The sequence below is a fragment of the Paenibacillus sp. J31R109 genome (genome assembly GCF_059692055.1).
In genome coordinates, this window is sequence record NZ_JCAUAR010000013.1 from 51,179 (window position 1) to 69,421 (window position 18,243).

Genomic DNA, 18,243 nt, shown 5'->3' on the forward strand with positions numbered 1-18,243 from the left:
AAATTTGTTGAATGGAGTGAGAGAAATGAAAATCGCAACACAACTGTATACGCTTAGAAGTTTTCTGCAAACACCAGAGGCCATTAGTGAGAGTTTGAAGAAAGTGAAGCAAATAGGGTACAATTCCGTACAGGCATCAGGTGTTGGTCCTATCGGTATTCATGAATTTAAAGCGCTTACGGATCAGGCAGGCCTGACCATTTGTGCAACTCACATCGGTTACAATGATTTGTTAAATGATATGGATTCCGTTATTGAGAAACATTTGGCATGGGATTGCAAATACGTAGGGTTAGGCGGTTTACCTACGGAATTTCGGGAAAATAGACAAGGTTATGCAACATTTGCCAAGCAAGCATCTGAATTTGGCAGACAGTTGAAAAGTGCAGGTTTACAGTTTATTTATCATAATCATGATTTCGAATTTGCCAAATATGATGGGAAAACAGGCATGGATATTTTATTGGAAGAGTCCGATCCACAAGCTGTGGATTTCGAATTAGATGTTTATTGGGTGCAAGCAGGCGGCGCAGATCCTATCGAGTGGATCCGCAAAGTAGATGGACGAATGAAAGTCGTGCATTTCAAAGATATGATGATTACCCATGATCGCAAGCAACGTTTTGCCGAGATCGGTGAAGGAAACATGAATTTCAAAGGTATTATTCAAGCTTGCGAGGAAATTGGGGTAGAGTGGGCAGCGGTAGAGCAGGATGACTGTTATGACCGTAATCCCTTCGAAAGCTTGGAGATTAGCTATAACAATCTTGCCAAATTAGGAATGAAGGGTTAACTCAACTTCTAGGTACCGAAATCAAGGTGATCATCCCGCTCTGGACGAGAGTAACTATGGATGGGAAGCTGTAAATAACAAAAAAGCTTAGTCTATGGGCCGACGCTCACAGACTAAGCTTTTTCTATTGACTGACCGCTATTTTTTCTTCAGGTTCACGTTCATGTGTGAGGGGTCTGCTTTTAGATTTGTATACGCCAAGCATCTGACCTGTCCCGAGTGCCGTACAGATGAGCGGTTGATCGGCGATATGCACGGCAACGCCAGTCTCGGCACGAATCCGTTCATCAATCCCTTCCAACAAGGCGCCACCACCACAAAGCAATATCCCTTGCTCCATGACATCACCCGCAAGCTCCGGTGGGCAAAGCTCCAAGGTAGCTCGAATCGCTTCAATGAGTGACCCTAAGAATTCATTGACGACGGTGTAAATTTCACTGGAGACCAAACGAATGGAACGGGGTAATCCATCAACTAGATCACGTCCACGAATGTCTAACGTTCGCTCCTCCGTTGAAGTGCTGGCAGTTCCAATTTCCATTTTAATCTGTTCAGCGGTTCGTTCTCCAATTTCTAGGTTGTACTGCCGCTTCACATATTCCATGATGTCACGATCGATGGAGAGACCTCCCTGGTTAATCGTATGACTTGCGACAATGCCTCCAAGGGACAAAACGGCTACTTGACATGTGCCTCCACCGATATCAAGTACTAAATGGCCAATGGGTTCATCGAGCATAAGTCCAGCTCCAAGCGCTGCTGCAAGCGGCTCCTCAACTGCGATCGCTTTCTTGGCTCCCTTGTGAACAATGGTTTCTTCAATTGCACGCTTCTGTACGTTGGTAATACCACAAGGCACAGTGATGTAAATCTGTGAACTACGTAAAAACGAGGATCTGCCTTGAATCTTTTTGATGAAATATTTCAACATGATGCTTGTCTTGTCAAAATTAGCAATGACGCCATTGATTAAAGGGTACGTGATCTCCACATGAGCAGGGGCTCGACCAATCATCGCTTGTGCTTCCGTTCCTGCCGCTAGTAATTCACCCGTTTGTAGGTTAAAAGCGACGACGGATGGCTCGTTGAGCACAATACCTTTTCCTTTTTCAAAAATAACGGTGTTGGAAGTACCTAAATCAATCCCATATAATTTATCAAACTGTTTGAACATTACTTTTTCCTCCTTAGATTGTAGTAAGGCGCAGCTTGGAGGTGGTATTCACGTCTGTATAGTATTCTTGTTCTTTTGCGGTTTTCAGAGGGTTGCATCGTAAATTACCAGGATAAACCACTTTTTTGGAGTGGTATCACTGTATTGAACTATGATTAAACAGGGAAATTATGGGAGTAACTCGAATATACTATGCTATGACTTACTTTGAGAACGAAGGGAGAACTCGACAATGTTTGAACAACAGATTGCAGCAAATCAGAAAGCGAAATTCGGTCAAACTATCCAGGTGAGATTGGTCTCGGATTTAGGAAGATCACAGGCCTACTACAGAGATGTACTGGGTTGCAGGATTGACGAATGGGGTCATGCTGAGCGCGATCATATGTGCTTTCTTTTACAACAAGCGGTCTCAACAGAGGATGTTCAGCCCAATCGTGTATCGCAAAAGCGTTCCAATTATCCGACTGAATGGGAAGGCCCGGATCAGGCTTGGGATACCTTTATTCATGTGACTTGGGAAGATTTGGAAGCGTTGATTGAAGAAGTGCGTGGCAAAGGTGGAAGGATTGCAACGGAGCCCTTTACGGGGGCACATGGAAATTGGGAGTTCAAAAATGCCTACATACAAGATCCTGACGGGTACAATTTAGTTCTTGGTGCGATGCGCCAAATTCAAGATAAATAGCGACAATATGATGCAGCCATTTGGTCCATTATGATATGATGAATGCGCTGCTTGAGATTTTGCACGGTAGAGAAGTTAGTAAGCAGTAAGTACATTTATGACTTGAGGGACAATCCATGCGTGTTCAAATACAAACCGTTATCGAATCGTTAATAGCCCCAGTAGGAAGGCTCGAGCAGACCGTAGATACGTTGAAATTTGGCCATCTGGACACAGAAGTGACGGGTATCGTTACGGCTTTCATGCCTACGCAATATGTAATCGAGCAAGCTAAAGCGCTGGGAGCGAACCTCATCGTTGCTCATGAGGGAGCTTTCTTTTCACATCATGATGATACGGCCATCCTGCATAAGGATCCTATCTATGAGGAAAAACGACAGCTGCTTGAAGCATCGGGTATCGCGCTATTTCGATTCCATGATTATTATCACCGGTATAAACCTGACGGTGTTACGGAAGGGCTGATTCAAGCACTTGATTGGCTGGCTTTCGTAAGGGAGCATCATGCGGCTTCCTCCGTCCTGCATATTCCTACTGAAACGGTAAGTGGCCTAGTAGAACATGTGAAGAAATGCCTTGAAATTCCGTATGTAAGAGTAGTAGGTGATTTGGGATTGGAGTGTTCGAAAATAGGGCTGCTCGCGGGTTATCGAGGTGGAGCTCAGAACGTGCTTCCGCTTTTTGCCAAGGAACAACTTGATCTCGTTATTTACGGGGAAGGTCCTGAATGGGAAACACCTGAATATGTAAGGGACGCTGTTTACCAAGGAAAGCATAAAGCATTAATCGTTCTAGGCCATGCTGAGAGTGAAGAACCAGGGATGAAGCTTTTGGCGCATAAGCTGGCTACTCGATTCCCTAACATTCCCGTGCATTACATCAAAGAACGTCCTATATTCCAAATAGGTTAAAAGAGTGTCTAGTAGCAGGAGCAGGTACCCTAACAGCCTGTTCTTTTTGTTGCCAATCCATGAATACCAGAGGAGTTGACGCCAGTTGACTGTCTATCACTTAACATGCGATGTTACTCAGCCACAACAAGGTCACCGATTAGCAGATATTCCTGCACATGATCCTTTCATTTTTGCTGATAGCCGTACAGGTACGTATTACTTGTATACAGGAGCCTCGCCAAGGTTGCACGGGTTGGAACGTTATGGCATTATTACTTACAAAAGCACGAATTTAACGGAATGGGAAGGACCTTACACCGTTTTCACTGTTCCTGATGACGCTTGGGCTCATCCCCAGCATGGTGCCTGGGCGCCTGAAGTCCATGCGTATCAAGGTCGATTCTACCTATTCGTTACGTTGCACAATAAGGATCGTCAACTGGAAGGTGAGCCTATTCATGGATATGCTAAGCATTGGAGAGGCACTGTCATCTCTGTCAGCGATTCGCCGGAAGGGCCATTTAACTTAGTAAATACACATGCACATGTGCTGCCGGAAACGATGATGACGCTCGATGGCACCTTATATGTGGATGAAGTCGGAATCCCATGGATGGTGTACTGCCATGAGTGGATCCAGACGATCGATGGGACCATAGAGGCCGTACAATTGTCTGATGATTTAACTGAAGCTGCTGGTGAGCCGGTTCATCTGTTCAACGCTTCGGAAGCACCTTGGCTTAAAGAAGAGAAGTCGACTGACGATCAAACTCGTGTTTATGTAACGGATGGCTGCCAATTGTACAGAACGTCGAGTGGAGATCTCATCATGTTATGGTCGAGTTATGAAGCTGACAGCTACGTACAGACCATTGCTCGCTCGACAACGGGTAGGCTAGCAGGTCCTTGGGAACAGCTCCCGCCATTAGTGAAAGAAGACAGTGGGCACGGGATGATGTTCCAAACGTTCGAGGGAACCTGGATGCTCATCCTCCATCGGCCATTCAAAATGCCGGATTCAAGATGCAAATTATTCGAAATGGCAGACACGGGTCACAGTTTCTCAATCGTTAGATCGCTGGATGATCATTTGTTATAAAGGAGACCAAAATATGAAGAAACTTCGTTGTGCGATCTTAGATGACTACCAGCAAGTAGCGTTAACTTCCACGAACTGGGAGCGGATTTTGGATAAGGTTGAGGTTAAGAGTATCGGACATCATATTGATCAACCAGAGGAACTGCTCGAACAGATCTCTGATTGTGAAATTATCGTGATTATGCGCGAACGGACACCTTTCCATGCATCGCTGCTTGCTCAGCTTCCGAATTTAAAGCTGCTGATCACTACAGGCATGCGCAATGCATCGGTCGACATGACGGCTGCAGCTTCACAAGACGTCATTGTTTGTGGAACGGGCGGAGCAGGCAATGCAACAGCGGAGCTCACGTGGGCATTGCTACTAGGACTCGCCAGAAACATCGTAGTCGAGCATAACGCTATTCGCAGCGGTCAATGGCAGAGTACGCTTGGAACAGATTTGTACGGTAAAACACTTGGTGTACTTGGACTTGGTAAACTTGGCAGTAAGATCGCGAAATTCGGTCAGGCATTCGGGATGGATGTCATGGCGTGGAGCCAGAATTTGACGAAAGAGCGGGCCGATGAGGTTGGCGTGAAATTAGCCGCTTCGAAGGAGGAACTTCTGGAAAACAGCGATTTCGTATCGATTCATTTGGTCCTAAGCGATCGAACTAGAGGTTTAATTGGGGCAGATGAACTCAATCGGATGCGCCATTCAGCTTATCTAATTAATACATCACGTGCACCAATCGTAGATCAAGCTGCACTTGCAGATGTTCTTCAGTCTGGCAGAATCGCAGGTGCCGCGGTAGATGTATTCGATGTGGAACCTTTGCCTAAAGATGATATCTATAGATCGCTTCCAAACCTGCTCACAACACCACATATCGGTTATGTATCGAAAGCGAATTATGAAGCATTTTACAGAGACGTTGTGGAAGATATTGAAGCTTATTTGACCGGTGAACCTGTGCGAAGATTGAATTAAGTTCTCTAGGAAGTCTTGTGGGATTGAGGGGGACACTTCGCTTCGAAATGACGGACAGGAGGGAATGAGATTGGAATACATAAGGGATTATGCGATGTATGCATCTGTATTTGGCCTGTTTAGCTTCGTCTGGTTCGGTTGGGCACAAGAGAATCCTAGGGCAAGTTGGCGAATTTACCTGGGGATTTCTTCCGGGATAGCACTGCTGGTCTGCTTGCTAGGTGTATATTTGAGCGTGAAGAACTGGCAGGAACCCTCGGCATTGAATGATCAGGCTGCTTTTCGTGATTATTTACTTTCGTTTTATACGGAATTTGTTGTAGGCGGTGCAGGAGCATTTGTCCTCATCAGGAAAAAACGTCAAGCGTATGTTGCTCCTTGGATCGCTTTTATCGTCGGCATTCATTTTATTAGTTTAAAAAGTGTTTTTAAAGATCCCAGCTTGTGGATACTGGCCGCGTTAATGTTAGCCGTCTCGCTGGTTGCCATAGTCGTTTCTCCTAAACTCAAAGTGGCGAACAGCGCGATTACAGGCATAGGTGCTGGCATCGTATTGTTCTCTTTCGCCCTACTAGGTTTGATCCGATTTATATCTGTATAGGTGCAGTACAAACAATAACCGACCGAGATTCGTCTCAGTCGGTTTTTTTGTAGTTTCACTTCAACTTCTCTCGCATGGACGCTCGATACTGTGTAGGAGAAGTACTTACAAGCTTCAGAAAATTACGACTAAAGCTAGCAAAAGATTCGTAACCAACTTCAAACGCGATATCAGTCACTTTCATCTCAGAAGTAGTTAACAAACTGCAAGCATGACGAATCCGTGTCTCTTGCAGCAGCGTAACAAAGGTTACGCCTAGATGTTGGGATAATATTTGAGTAACGCGAGACGGGTGGCAATGAAAATGAGCGCCGATCTGCTCCAACGTCAGCGGGTCCCGATAGTGCGTATGAATATATCGCAAAATCGTCCAAGGCAGAGCCGTCTTGGGCGGCGTCTCCGAAACCCGCTGACGTGAAGGAGTAGGCTGAAGCCTATGCAAGTAGGCAAGGATTCGCTGGAGCTCACCTTTCAAGAGAAGCGGCTGCCACATATCAGCGGGCAACTCATATTCGCGCAGCATAGATTGAAGCTTCTGAGTTATGAACTCACATTGCTCCTTGCCTAGGTCATAGTGAGTCTGGAACGGATTATGATCCGAAAGAAGCAGTCGTTCAGCAGGGTCACCAAGCAACTCTAGGCCAAACATACAGTTGAACAAGATTAAAGGACTGCCAGGACCTGCAGTGATTTCGTGTACTTGATAAGGAAGCAGTAATGTAAAAGTTCCAGGTTTCATGGGGTGCGTATGACCGTTGACGGTTTCGTATCCGAGGCCTTCTACAACCAAAGAAAATTCCAGAAAATCATGACGATGGCTTGGGAAATGCTGATCAACCCGATTAATCGATAAATGAAACGGGAAGGATCCGATATTGGGATAATCCGATAGCTGCTTATTCATGGGAAAGGTCATAGAATCACTGCCTATTCAAGAAATGAGAGGTTTGTTCAAGGAATGATAAGTATAGTTAGCACACCTATTGTAACCTAAAGTCAGATAAGATTGAAGGAGGAACACAGATGACTTTAACCATCGGTTCATTAAAATCAAGCTCTATTATTACTAGACATCCAGCTAACCCCATTCTTACGGCAGATTCCGTGCCTTATCCGACAGCGCTTACATTCAATGCAGGTGTCACCAAGTTCCAAGGCCAGTATGTCATGGTGTTCCGTAATGATCACGGTTCCGTCCAGAATGAAACGTTAGAACCGTCACATACAACAGATTTAGGACTCGCCTACAGTAAAGATGGCATCCACTGGGATGTGCAATCTCGCCCTTGCTGGAAACTTTATGATGAGGAAATTACACGCGTATATGATCCAAGATTAACTGTGATGGATGGACGCGTATACATGTGTTTCGCTGTTGATACGCGTCATGGTGTCAGAGGCGGCATTGCCGTGACGGATGACTTTGATCGCTTCGAAATCCTCTCGATGTCAGCTCCAGACAACCGGAATATGGTTCTTTTTCCTGAGAAAATCAATGGTAATTATGTGCGTCTAGAGCGTCCATTCCCCGTGTACAGCCGTGGTAAAGATCAATTTGATATTTGGCTTTCCAAGTCACCTGATCTTAAGTACTGGGGAGAAACTGACCTCGTCCTAGGTGTCGAGCATGTTCCGTATGCGAATGATAAAATTGGACCTGCTGCACCGCCAATCCGTACTTCAAAAGGATGGTTGACGACCATTCATGCAGTTGATATTGATCCGAACCGCGGTAAAAATGGCTGGGAGAACACGTGGAAAAAACGCTATACAGCCGGTATTATGCTGCTTGATTTGGACAATCCGCAGAAAGTAATCGGCCTCTATAAAGAGCCATTACTAGCTCCGGAAGTTAGCTATGAAACTGATGGTGGTTTCCGTAATGATGTTATTTTCCCAGGAGGCATGGTGCTGGAAGATGATGGTGAAGTAAAAATTTACTACGGTGCAGCGGATACAGTAGAGTGCTTGGCAACCGCTCATGTGGATGATTTGGTTAAGCTGTGTTTGGAAGGAAACAAATAGATCAATATTCGAATAACCTTGTCATATCCTCAAAGGGATGACGAGGTTTTTTGTTGTGCTTGTTGTCCTGTCCTGACAAAAAGAAGGATAATGAGGCTTTCTCATGGTATGATTTGTTAAACTGCAATTCTCATCAGAGTAAGTAAATCTCAAAAGGATGGTGTCGTACTAGTCATGCATACAAATACAAAAAATCAAATTCAAATTTATTTAGCGCGTATCGGTTTTCAAGGTGAACTAGATGGTAGTGCAAAGACACTTGCTGATCTACAGGAACGGCATTTATACACAGTTCCTTATGAGAATCTAGATATTCTAGCCCATAAACCGCTCTCTCTCGATCCACAGGATCTCTATCAGAAGATTGTTATCCAACAGCGTGGCGGGTACTGTTTTGAACTAAATGCTTTATTCGGCTGGCTGCTTCGTGAGTTAGGTTACACGGTAACGGACTTCGTTGCTCGATTTTGGCGTGACACGGCTGACCTGCCACCCAAAAGGCGTCATCACGTCCTAAAGGTCGAAGCAGAAGGGGTAAGCTATCTTTGCGATGTTGGTGTTGGCGGCATGGTGCCTCTCAGGGCGGTTGCCCTCATCGAAGGATTGGAACAACAGCAAGGCGATGAATGTTATAAGCTTGAGAAAGACTCCGATTATGGCTGGTCGCTGTGCGAACAGAAAAACAACGGTTGGCATCGTATTTACACCTTTACAGAGGAACCGCAACTACCGAAAGACTATTTGTTTGCGAGTTTCTGGTGTGAGCAAGCTCCAGATTCGATTTTCAATAAATATCCGATTGTGGCAAAACGAACACCAGAGGGACGGCTTACCGTTGCTAATCAAGAGTTCCGCATCTTCAACGCGGAAGGAGTAAGTACGTTTACGCCACAGTCGACTGAAGCGTTTGACGCTGCGTTGTTATCTTATTTTGGCATTAATCTTCGTAAAGTTATCGGTTGAGTATATAAGCTTATACGGGGAATGTATGTTCAAAGGGAGTGAGAGGGTTTGAAGCACATCGTGCTGGCTTGCGTATTTGTAACGTCGATCGTTTTATCGCAATTGTTGTCTTTTCCAGCCACCGCCGTCGAAGCGGAGATGCTAGCTAAGAAGCTGCCTACAATGCTCATACTGACAGAGAAACAAACAGCAATGTATGATGCTCCTAATGGTACACAAATTGGAACAACATCAGCTGCCCTAGTGAATGTGCTCGAAGCCGAATCCGATTGGCAATCACGTCTTATTCAAGAATCTAATCCACTGATATGGTATAAGATATCGACGGAAGCGGGGGAAACATGGATTAAACCTGTACACCCCGAATACCCTGAAGACTTCTTCGAATGGATTCAAACCACAGGGATAGAGTTCCTTTACGATCACCCAGGAGAGCAAGGGAAAACATCGAATACGATATCACCGCAACCGCTTAAATCGATGGGAACGAACAATGGATACTACAGAATTCAGACTTGGTTAGGTTACCAATGGATCAAACCGAAGCATCAACTTGTTCCATATCGCATTCCAGTGGATGAAACCATTACGTTGAACGAAAGCATTCCTATTTTTAATGTTCCAGAAGGGGATGCACAGGTGAACGGCTATTTGAGTGCTTCACAGTCGGTGACCGCATTTGAAAGAATCAATCGAGAATGGTTTCATATCCATACGTGGTTGGGAGAACAATGGATCAACTTAACGTATTCGCTGCCGAAAGATTTACAAACACGAGATGAAACATTTGAGCTTAAAGAAAATACGCCACTCTATGAACACCCCAATCGTCAAGCGAACATACGGGGAACTCTTGCTCCGCAAGTTGTGTCGGCGTTCGAAAGCGGCAGTGGTTGGCATCATATACAGAGTAGTTGGCTTGGGGATGCCTGGGTTTATGTTACGGAACCAGAGGCGGATCCGAAAATGTACATCCCACCAAGCATTGTTACAAATCAGGTGTTGACTGGAGACTGGCAACAGTTCCAATACGATCCAGATTCCACAGGAGGTAAGAGTGGTTTTCCACTAGCTCCGTTGATTGGCTTGGATACAAACCGAGGTGCTAATAGGTCTGATGGCATTTTCCCGTATGGCCAACCAGTTCCTATTCGCTTCGAATGGATGAATGCAAGCGATGACGGAATCATACTTAAGCAGGCAGACAATCTTGTTATTGAAATATCGCGAGTAACAGGTTCGTTCTACGAACGTTCACAAGAAGTTGTGTGGAGCGGCAAGCTGCCTGTACTCAATTTTACGTTTAAAACGAGAATGCAGAGTGCAATGATTACATTTGACTGGGATGGGAAAGATTCGGATGGAAAACAAGTTCCTTTCGGTGAGTATGTGGTTAGTTTGAAAGCTCCATTGACGATCCCTTATAGAATCGAAGGAAGTCAAGAAGAGCAGTTGCAAAAAGTGGCATTCTCCATGTATACGCGAAGACCATTTTTCATGGGGGCGCCATGACGCGCTAAAAAGCAATGAATAAAGCAGGATGCCAGAGGCATGCTGCTTTATTCATTTTTTCGTTTTTTATACATGTGAGGCGTCATGCCTGTTTTTATTTTGAATAAGCGACTGAAATAGCGTTGATCCTGATATCCAATCATTTCGGCAATTTCAGCGCAGCTTAATCGTGAATTGCGAAGTAGATCGCAGGCGCGATTCATTCTTTGTAATAGAATATATTCATAGGGGGACATCCCTAAGGATTCTGTAAAGACAGTCCTGTAATGACTGACGCTCAGATGTTCCATATCAGCAAGCTGTTGTAAGGTTAATTGATGATGAAAATTTTCGTGGATAAATCGCAAGGAGGATTCGATTCGATTTGTAAGGTTCGCGGATGATAACTTAGATTTCTGCACATTTCGACCGATGAACACCAACAATGAAATGACATATTGGCTTGCATCTAGTTGTAAAAATAAATCCCTCTGGGAAAACACTCGAAATAAAGACTGGAATGTTTGGATAATCTCTTCCATTCCGCTAAGATAGTACACTTTGCCGGTGGGTAGTCCACAAGATTTCAACACTTCGTCTGCCGAGTTTCCCGAAAAATGAACCCAGAGATATACCAGTTCCTGGTCTCCAGCACTTTCAAAATAGAAGGGCAGATGGGGTGTGAAGATAATGCACTCACCTGGTGCCATAGATGTGTCAAGTTCTCCGGTTTGTACACGAATGCTGCCTTTGACCATATACAACAAGAAATAATCATTCCGAACGGAATTAGCCACATAGCGACTCTGCATAACCTGACATCCCGTACAGTTAACGATGAGATAGGTGTCATCAACAGCGTAATCATTGTCGGTATCCCAAATATTGCGATAATAGGCTTGCTGCTTCATACCATCACTCCCGTTGATTTATCCACATTTTACGTTGGATTCTGACTCCCTACAAAGCATTTTAAGTTATATCATTGGGTAAATCAAACAAATAATCAACGGGAGAAGGTTCTCATTTGAAAAGACAGATTGTCAACATTATTAATTTTATTCGTGCTGTAGAGCCGAGGCCGGGTAGAGTCATTGATTTAGTTAAACCTGTCGTAGAGCAACTAAAACTGCTTAAGAAGCATGAGCTTAAAGGAACATTTCTGTTTCAATATGATGCATTGATTAGCCCCGAATACACGTCTTTGTTCGATGAAATAGACTCGGAACGCGTAGAACTTGGAGTATGGTTGGAGGTTGTAGAACCGTTGACAGCCAAAATTGGAATCCCATGGAAAGGCCGGTTTCCTTGGGATTGGCATGCGCATTGTGGATTTACCGTCGGATATACAAGCAAACAACGGGAGCAGATCATTGATACGATTATGAATGACTTTTATGCGGTGTTTCACAAATACCCTAGATCTATTGGATCCTGGAGCTTGGATGCTCATACAATAACGTATTTGTCCGAAAAATATGAAATCGATGCCCTATGTATTTGTAAGGATCAGTGGGGAACAGACGGATATAATCTCTGGGGAGGCTATTATAATCAAGGGTATTATCCCAGCCGCAACAACTATTTTAGTCCCGCACAAACACTGGAACAACAGATTAACATTCCAATCCTGCGTATGTTGGGTTCTGATCCGATTCATCAATACGATGTAGGTTTGAATCTAGAGACTGGCGCACCTGCCCATCAGCCTGTCATCACGCTTGAACCTGTCTATCATACGCTGGGTGGTGGCGTAAATACGTGGACGGATTGGTACTTAAAAGAAAACTTTAGTGGCAATTGCCTCTCTTTTGGCTATACCCAGGTCGGACAAGAGAACAGTTTTGGCTGGGAGAAGATGAGTCAAGGACTTATGTATCAATTTGAACAGATAGCCAAACTTCAAAGTGATGGCCTTCTAGAAGTTGAAACACTTGGCGAAACAGGCTGTTGGTTTAAGCGTACCTATACCGAAACGCCAGCGTCCGTAGTTGCAGCTTTCAGCGATTCGATGGAAGAAGGGTGTACGTCAGTTTGGTACAACAGCAAGTATTACCGTATCAATTGGTATACCGAGAACGAACGATTTTGGATCAGGGATATGCACTTATTTTGTGAAGATTATCGCGAGCGTTATGTGGATGAAGTGTGTACAGGCAACCAATTACAGTTTAACAATCTGCCGATTATGGATGGATATCGATGGAGCGGCAATCACATTCGTGCAGGGATATATCCATTTTATAGTGTTGACGGACAACAGCTGCCACTTACATTTGAGCATATTGCCTATCAGGAGGAAGAGGGCAGAGCCATTCTTTCATTTACAGGTGCAGTCTGTGGAACGATTTCAGTGACACTCGAAGATGATGCCATGTCAATAACAATGGATAAGAACGCGGATCAAATCTTATGGATACCCAAATACGACGCAAACGCTCAAAGCTTGCCGCGGATCACACATGCAACGGAAAGAGAACTGCACATGGTGTATGATCAATTCGAATATAGCCCGTTTCAAGTTCAGCAAGGCTCGTTGGATTCTACCTTTTCGCTGCGAGCGAAAGACAACCAGATTAAATTATCGTTTCGTGGGAAGTAAGTCACATTTCCGCTTCACCTACAATATGATGGGTCTAGACATATACTCAATTGAGGTGAGCGAATGGCAGTCGTAAAAGCTAGAAAGCAAGATATCGACATGTTGGCAAGGTTGCTTCGAGCTGAAGCTGAGACCGAAGGCGAAACGGGTATGCTGCTTGTTGGCAATGTTGGCATTAATCGAATAAGAGCAAATTGCTCTGATTTTAAAAATCTCCGGACAATTCCCCAAATGATCAACCAACCACATGCGTTTGAAGCATTGCAGCATGGGTTGTACTATCAAAATGCAAGAGAAAGAGAACGTCGCCTAGCACAGCGTGCTGTAAATGGGGAGCGGGTTTGGCCAGGTAAGTTTTCACTCTGGTATTTTCGACCGGGCACGTTTGACAATCCTGGACCATGTCCGGATACGTGGTATAATCAGCCGAAAGCTGGACGCTACAAGAAGCACTGTTTTTATGAGCCGACCGCCAAAGAATGTCAAAATGTCTACAATACGTTTTAATGTAGGGCGGCTAGATAGCGGGAAGCAGGATTATTACGCATAGTCATTTACGAAAAAAGAAGCTGTTTCAAAAAGTCTGAATGGACTTTTGAGACAGCTTCTTTTTTACTTATTATGCTCCGCTTGATAACCTGGATGATCATAAGCACCACCAGGATCAATGTGAGTGACACCTTCCCAAATATTCGGGACATTAATTTTATCAGGATGTTCAAAGATAAGGAGACCTGAAGGCAGTCTTCTTTCACCATATCGACTGGAAGGATGAGTGATTAACTCGCTCCCCACAACCATTTCAGAAGATGCTCCACCGTCTAAGAATCCAGCATTGACACAGCCTTCTTTCAGTAAAAGGTCCTGAACATCTTTTAAAGAGGCGCCAATACTTTTGGTTTGGCGTCCATCAATGACAATCATGATGATTACACCGTCGGCGCGTTGACCTATGGCTGTCCGCGGGTTAAGACCATCTCCCACGATAGGTAGTGGTTTCCCATTCGCAATAATACGCGGGTAGAAGGATACAGCATCAGTTACATGCAAGTCTAACAGTTCTTCAATCGAGTATTTCCCTATAATTAATTTTCCTGACTTATCAAATGCAACGACTTGTTGGGGCACTGTCCCATCAACACTCGTATACAAGATCTTACCTCCAGACATAATAACCCCAATAGGTGCAAAACCGTTGCCCAGCCCCTGCGGGTCATCGAATCCTCCACCATTAATGCCAGCAAGTGCGCCTGTACGAGAAACCATAGAACTAATTGTTTCCCCTTGCCCCACCTTGCTTGGAACAACAACACGAATGGCTCTTGGGTCATAGACATACATTTGCTTGCCAACCCAGCCGTGTCCAGCGATGTCTTGCACATCAATAATCTTACCATCATGCTTTTGTATTGTGATTGCGTTCAAATCTTGCTTCTCAATCGAGTTGGTTTCACTCATTTGCATCACATCTTGGATCATTTCGTCCCGTTTCTTCACACCTACGAAAATCCAAGCCCAGTCACGATGCTGGGTAGCAATAAAGGTGTCCGCGAGGAATAAACGGATTCTCTCTCCTGGCGGCGTTAAGAATAGAAAACTTGCCGATAAACCTACTAATATAGTTCCGATCAATAAAGAACGTTTCAGCCAGCTTACGCTTTGCTCATGTTTGTAATTGATTCCCGCTAGCTTCATGGATGTCATGCCTACTTTCTTATCTATTTGATAAAGGATCGAATCACCGAATCTATCAACATACGCTCACTAATTTGTGTCTGACATAGTCGCCTTACAAGAATAAAGCTACTTAAGTATATAAAATGAAGCTGTAGCGAAGATGAAAATAAGCTTAAATTCATCGTTCAAAACCGGTGTAAATAGATCCAATGGTGCCAGATTATTCATTTACATTGGAGAATGAACGACAAAAAGGCCGCCTTCATGGGCAGCCGATAAGTCCAATAGTTAATCTTGTCGATGCAACTCTATTTTCCGAGATACTCTGTTTGCTAACACTTCCGATGCTTGGGAAAGATAACCGAGAACGATTCGTTGTGTATCCGCTGAGATGTTGGATAGATCAGTGGACAAATTCTCTACGAGATGTTCCTGTTGAAGGGGAGGGAGAACGTTATAGTACTGACCTGCTTGTGTAAAATTATCAGGTTCAGGGATATCAGAGCGAACAAGTCGACCCTCTACAAATCTACCTTCGCCGCTGGTTACTTGTGATCGAGGTGTCCAGTTTTGTTGATGATTGATCGGGATTTTGCGGAAATCTGAACCTATCCGGTGCCTCTGAGAATCCGAGTATATATTCGTTCGTCCCTGTAGCATTTTATCGTCCGATAGTTCGGCTCCTTCTATTAGATTGGAGGGGGAGAAGGCAATCTTCTCAACTTGCTCCATATAGTTGTCAGGATTGCGGTTTAAGACGAGGCGGCCTACCGGCATCAATGGAAACTGTCTCTCATCCCATACCTTGGTATCGTCTAACGGGTCATAAGGCAGCGTTTCAGCGACTTTGGGATCCATCAACTGAACATATAGTCCGTATTCGAAGGGTTTTCCTGTCGCAAGAGAATCAAAGAGGTCCTTACCGGCATAATCGGGATTCTCGCCAGCTAATTTGGCTGCTTCGCGGCTATCGATATATTGAACGCCTGCCAACGGATACCAGAGATATTTCACAAAAGTACGAGCACCTTGCTCATTCCGCCATACAAAGGTGTTAACGCTATGACCTGGCATATGACGAAGGCTCTTGACGGTTCCAGCATCCGAATATAATCGGACGAGGAAATGAGTAGCTTCTGGCGCACGAGCAATAAAACGCCAGAAACGTTCAGGATCAATCAAATTATTCACCGGCGAGGGTAAAAAGGCTTGGATTGATTCGGGGAATCGGATCGCATCCCGCACTAGGAAGACTGGGATGTGATTACACAATAGATCGAAAACGCCTTGCTCCGTATAAAATTTGGTGGAAAAGCCGCGCACGTTTCGGGATGTGTCTGGGGTGCCTTTGTTACTTACCGCAAGGGAGAATCGGACGGTGACGGGAACCTGTTGACCAGGTTTCTGCAGAAAGCACATCTTCGTATAGGGAGCCATCGAATTCACAGTCTGAAAAAAGCCAAAAGCGCCATACCCCTTTACATGGACGGGTCTTTCAAGAATCTTCGTATGTACGAATGTCTCTAAGGTTTCATGCAGCATACTGTCCTGTTCCAGTACGGGTCCACGTTCTCCAACGGTTTGGGAATGAAATTGAGCTGGTGTGTCGCCTGACCATGAAGGGCGGCCATCATGATGGGAAGGCTTCTTGGGCAACTCTCTATTATCTTCCATGATTCAACCTCCTGTACACATCTTCTTGATGTAAATCGTTATGCGGGTATTTCTTCAATTATGTCAAACTACGATGGTGGAGATGGTTATGATCATGTTACGAAAGGGTGCGTATACTCAGGGTTGTAGCAAATTTAACTTTGGGGTTGACATACTACCTACTAAAAGGTAGAATAACCTCATGAACAAAAACAATAACAAAAACACGTCAGAACTTATTTTGGACACAGCCCAGGCGATTGTGCAGCAATTCGGATTTAACGGATTCAGCTACTCGCATATCGCCGAAAAAGTAGGTATACGAAATGCCAGTATTCATTATTACTTCCCGAACAAGGAGGATTTAGGGGAAGCATTGATTTCCAGGTATCTCCGAAGTTTCCTTGTGTATGTGGATCAAGTCGATGCAGATACATCGAACAATGTGGAGAAGCTTCGTAAATTCATCTTACTGTACAATGGACCTGTTCAAGAGTATTGCACGTGCTTGAGTGTCACGCTTTCGGCTGACTTGGCAACATTATCAGGCAAAGTGCAGGCAGGGCTATCAAAGTTCTTCACAGCTAATTTAGCGTGGTTAGAACGAGTGATGGAAGAGGGCAAGCGTGAGGGACAGCTGAAGTTTGAAGGCACCGCGGAAGTAGAAGCACATCATTTTCTTGCATCATTGCAAGGTGCACAGTTACTTTCACGAAGTTTTCATGATACCAGTAAGTTCGAACAGATCACCAGTAGTTTAATGTCCGCTTTGGTTAAATAAAGGCGGATTATTTTTCGCAGAATACCTACCTTTTAATAGGTAGACAAAAAAGGAGAGATTGACTATGAATTTAGAAAATAAAGTTGTCGTTATTACTGGGGCAAGTAGTGGTATTGGTAAAGCAGTTGCCATTGGGTTAGCGAAACAAGGCGCATCTGTTGTTCTTAATGGCCGCCGTGAACAAGCACTCGTAGAGGTTGCGAAAGAAATCGATCCATCAGGAGCAAAAGTTGCCTATGTTGCCGGTGATATTGCAGATCCTAAAACCGCTGAGCGCATCATCCAAGAAGGACTATCACGTTTTGGTCGTATCGACACATTGGTGAACAATGCGGGCATCTTTATTGCCAAACCATTCAATGAATATACAGAAGAAGATTTTGCATCTGCCTTGTCTACGAATGTGTCTGGATTCTTCCATGTTACGCAACGTGCTGTGACGGAAATGCTAAAAGCAGGCTCTGGTCATATCGTCAACATTACAGCAAGTGGTGTCGCGGAACAGCCGATCAAAGCCGTGCCTTCCGTACTTGCTGCATTGACCAAAGGTGGCTTGAACACAGTAACGAAATCGATGGCCATTGAGTTTGCTGACAAGGGTATCCGCGTAAATGCTGTCGCTCCAGGGGTTATCAAGACGCCAATGCATGCTGTTGAGACGCACGATTTCTTAGCAAAAGTTCATCCGATGGGCCGCATGGGTGAGGTTGCAGACATCGTAAAAGCTATTCTGTATCTGGAATCGGCGCATTTCGTAACTGGTGAAATTCTTCATGTAGATGGCGGTCAAAACGCGGGTCAATGGTAAGAATAAAGCAATAAGAAAACCA

18 protein-coding genes are annotated in these 18,243 nt (G+C 44.5%); 13 read left to right on the top strand and 5 right to left on the bottom strand.

Annotated features, from left to right (window positions below):
* Positions 1-25: 25 nt before the first annotated feature.
* On the top strand, positions 26-793 hold the full coding sequence (locus tag AC58QT_RS25960; protein ID WP_497411540.1) for a sugar phosphate isomerase/epimerase family protein: 768 nt from the start codon (positions 26-28) through the stop codon (positions 791-793).
* A 124-nt stretch (positions 794-917) separates the two neighbouring features.
* Here AC58QT_RS25960 and AC58QT_RS25965 read toward each other — a convergent pair whose 3' ends face one another.
* Positions 918-1,967, bottom strand: coding sequence for a rod shape-determining protein (locus AC58QT_RS25965; protein WP_497411541.1), 1,050 nt, complete (start codon positions 1,965-1,967; stop codon positions 918-920).
* A 232-nt stretch (positions 1,968-2,199) separates the two neighbouring features.
* Between AC58QT_RS25965 and AC58QT_RS25970 the strand changes: the two genes are divergently transcribed.
* The 5 genes from AC58QT_RS25970 (at position 2,200) to AC58QT_RS25990 (ending at position 6,221) form a co-directional block, all read left to right on the top strand.
* On the top strand, positions 2,200-2,655 hold the full coding sequence (locus tag AC58QT_RS25970; RefSeq protein WP_497411542.1) for a VOC family protein: 456 nt from the start codon (positions 2,200-2,202) through the stop codon (positions 2,653-2,655).
* 116 nt (positions 2,656-2,771) lie between these two features.
* On the top strand, positions 2,772-3,566 hold the full coding sequence (locus AC58QT_RS25975; RefSeq protein WP_497411543.1) for a Nif3-like dinuclear metal center hexameric protein: 795 nt from the start codon (positions 2,772-2,774) through the stop codon (positions 3,564-3,566).
* A gap of 85 nt (positions 3,567-3,651) precedes the next feature.
* A complete protein-coding gene (locus AC58QT_RS25980; RefSeq protein WP_497411544.1) occupies positions 3,652-4,647 on the top strand; it encodes a glycoside hydrolase family 43 protein in 996 nt (331 codons plus the stop codon).
* A gap of 13 nt (positions 4,648-4,660) precedes the next feature.
* Positions 4,661-5,620 carry a D-2-hydroxyacid dehydrogenase family protein gene (locus tag AC58QT_RS25985; protein WP_497411545.1) on the top strand — a complete coding sequence of 320 codons (960 nt, stop codon included), beginning with the start codon at positions 4,661-4,663 and terminating at the stop codon, positions 5,618-5,620.
* Between the two features lie 64 nt (positions 5,621-5,684).
* Entirely contained in the window at positions 5,685-6,221 is a 537-nt protein-coding gene (locus AC58QT_RS25990; RefSeq protein ID WP_497411546.1) for a hypothetical protein, read from the top strand.
* 55 nt (positions 6,222-6,276) lie between these two features.
* Here AC58QT_RS25990 and AC58QT_RS25995 read toward each other — a convergent pair whose 3' ends face one another.
* Entirely contained in the window at positions 6,277-7,137 is an 861-nt protein-coding gene (locus AC58QT_RS25995; protein WP_497411547.1) for a helix-turn-helix transcriptional regulator, read from the bottom strand.
* Positions 7,138-7,244: 107 nt separating this feature from the next.
* On the opposite strand from AC58QT_RS25995, the gene AC58QT_RS26000 reads away from it, so the two are divergent.
* The 3 genes from AC58QT_RS26000 (at position 7,245) to AC58QT_RS26010 (ending at position 10,721) form a co-directional block, all read left to right on the top strand.
* On the top strand, positions 7,245-8,246 hold the full coding sequence (locus AC58QT_RS26000) for a glycoside hydrolase family 130 protein (RefSeq protein ID WP_497411548.1): 1,002 nt from the start codon (positions 7,245-7,247) through the stop codon (positions 8,244-8,246).
* Between the two features lie 174 nt (positions 8,247-8,420).
* Positions 8,421-9,209, top strand: coding sequence for an arylamine N-acetyltransferase family protein (locus tag AC58QT_RS26005; protein WP_497411549.1), 789 nt, complete (start codon positions 8,421-8,423; stop codon positions 9,207-9,209).
* A 48-nt stretch (positions 9,210-9,257) separates the two neighbouring features.
* Entirely contained in the window at positions 9,258-10,721 is a 1,464-nt protein-coding gene (locus tag AC58QT_RS26010) for a flagellar hook assembly protein FlgD (protein WP_497411550.1), read from the top strand.
* A gap of 47 nt (positions 10,722-10,768) precedes the next feature.
* Here AC58QT_RS26010 and AC58QT_RS26015 read toward each other — a convergent pair whose 3' ends face one another.
* Positions 10,769-11,611 carry a helix-turn-helix domain-containing protein gene (locus AC58QT_RS26015; protein ID WP_497411551.1) on the bottom strand — a complete coding sequence of 281 codons (843 nt, stop codon included), beginning with the start codon at positions 11,609-11,611 and terminating at the stop codon, positions 10,769-10,771.
* A 116-nt stretch (positions 11,612-11,727) separates the two neighbouring features.
* On the opposite strand from AC58QT_RS26015, the gene AC58QT_RS26020 reads away from it, so the two are divergent.
* Together AC58QT_RS26020 and AC58QT_RS26025 are read left to right on the top strand one after the other, a co-directional pair.
* Positions 11,728-13,302 (top strand): hypothetical protein, encoded by a 1,575-nt coding sequence (locus AC58QT_RS26020; protein ID WP_497411552.1) that lies wholly within the window; start codon positions 11,728-11,730, stop codon positions 13,300-13,302.
* A gap of 63 nt (positions 13,303-13,365) precedes the next feature.
* Positions 13,366-13,809, top strand: a complete 444-nt coding sequence (locus tag AC58QT_RS26025; protein WP_173109105.1) for a cell wall hydrolase — start codon at positions 13,366-13,368, stop codon at positions 13,807-13,809.
* A gap of 105 nt (positions 13,810-13,914) precedes the next feature.
* Here AC58QT_RS26025 and AC58QT_RS26030 read toward each other — a convergent pair whose 3' ends face one another.
* Both AC58QT_RS26030 and AC58QT_RS26035 read right to left on the bottom strand, forming a co-directional pair.
* Positions 13,915-15,006, bottom strand: coding sequence for a phosphodiester glycosidase family protein (locus tag AC58QT_RS26030; protein WP_497411553.1), 1,092 nt, complete (start codon positions 15,004-15,006; stop codon positions 13,915-13,917).
* Positions 15,007-15,267: 261 nt separating this feature from the next.
* Positions 15,268-16,653, bottom strand: coding sequence for a catalase (locus tag AC58QT_RS26035; protein WP_497411554.1), 1,386 nt, complete (start codon positions 16,651-16,653; stop codon positions 15,268-15,270).
* Positions 16,654-16,834: 181 nt separating this feature from the next.
* Here AC58QT_RS26035 and AC58QT_RS26040 point away from each other — a divergent pair, with 181 nt between their 5' ends.
* Both AC58QT_RS26040 and AC58QT_RS26045 read left to right on the top strand, forming a co-directional pair.
* Positions 16,835-17,413 carry a TetR/AcrR family transcriptional regulator gene (locus AC58QT_RS26040; RefSeq protein ID WP_310224415.1) on the top strand — a complete coding sequence of 193 codons (579 nt, stop codon included), beginning with the start codon at positions 16,835-16,837 and terminating at the stop codon, positions 17,411-17,413.
* A gap of 64 nt (positions 17,414-17,477) precedes the next feature.
* A complete protein-coding gene (locus AC58QT_RS26045; protein WP_497411555.1) occupies positions 17,478-18,221 on the top strand; it encodes an SDR family NAD(P)-dependent oxidoreductase in 744 nt (247 codons plus the stop codon).
* Positions 18,222-18,243: the final 22 nt, after the last annotated feature.

Excerpts from the sequence above, each read along its gene's own strand:
- AC58QT_RS25960 (WP_497411540.1), top strand. The coding sequence starts at position 26 with ATGAAAATCGCAACACAACTGTATACGCTTAGAAGTTTTCTGCAAACA.
- AC58QT_RS25965 (WP_497411541.1), bottom strand. The coding sequence starts at position 1,967 with ATGTTCAAACAGTTTGATAAATTATATGGGATTGATTTAGGTACTTCC.
- AC58QT_RS25970 (WP_497411542.1), top strand. The coding sequence starts at position 2,200 with ATGTTTGAACAACAGATTGCAGCAAATCAGAAAGCGAAATTCGGTCAA.
- AC58QT_RS25975 (WP_497411543.1), top strand. The coding sequence starts at position 2,772 with ATGCGTGTTCAAATACAAACCGTTATCGAATCGTTAATAGCCCCAGTA.
- AC58QT_RS25985 (WP_497411545.1), top strand. The coding sequence starts at position 4,661 with ATGAAGAAACTTCGTTGTGCGATCTTAGATGACTACCAGCAAGTAGCG.
- AC58QT_RS25990 (WP_497411546.1), top strand. The coding sequence starts at position 5,685 with ATGAGATTGGAATACATAAGGGATTATGCGATGTATGCATCTGTATTT.
- AC58QT_RS25995 (WP_497411547.1), bottom strand. The coding sequence starts at position 7,137 with ATGACCTTTCCCATGAATAAGCAGCTATCGGATTATCCCAATATCGGA.
- AC58QT_RS26000 (WP_497411548.1), top strand. The coding sequence starts at position 7,245 with ATGACTTTAACCATCGGTTCATTAAAATCAAGCTCTATTATTACTAGA.
- AC58QT_RS26005 (WP_497411549.1), top strand. The coding sequence starts at position 8,421 with ATGCATACAAATACAAAAAATCAAATTCAAATTTATTTAGCGCGTATC.
- AC58QT_RS26015 (WP_497411551.1), bottom strand. The coding sequence starts at position 11,611 with ATGAAGCAGCAAGCCTATTATCGCAATATTTGGGATACCGACAATGAT.
- AC58QT_RS26025 (WP_173109105.1), top strand. The coding sequence starts at position 13,366 with ATGGCAGTCGTAAAAGCTAGAAAGCAAGATATCGACATGTTGGCAAGG.
- AC58QT_RS26030 (WP_497411553.1), bottom strand. The coding sequence starts at position 15,006 with ATGACATCCATGAAGCTAGCGGGAATCAATTACAAACATGAGCAAAGC.
- AC58QT_RS26035 (WP_497411554.1), bottom strand. The coding sequence starts at position 16,653 with ATGGAAGATAATAGAGAGTTGCCCAAGAAGCCTTCCCATCATGATGGC.
- AC58QT_RS26040 (WP_310224415.1), top strand. The coding sequence starts at position 16,835 with ATGAACAAAAACAATAACAAAAACACGTCAGAACTTATTTTGGACACA.
- AC58QT_RS26045 (WP_497411555.1), top strand. The coding sequence starts at position 17,478 with ATGAATTTAGAAAATAAAGTTGTCGTTATTACTGGGGCAAGTAGTGGT.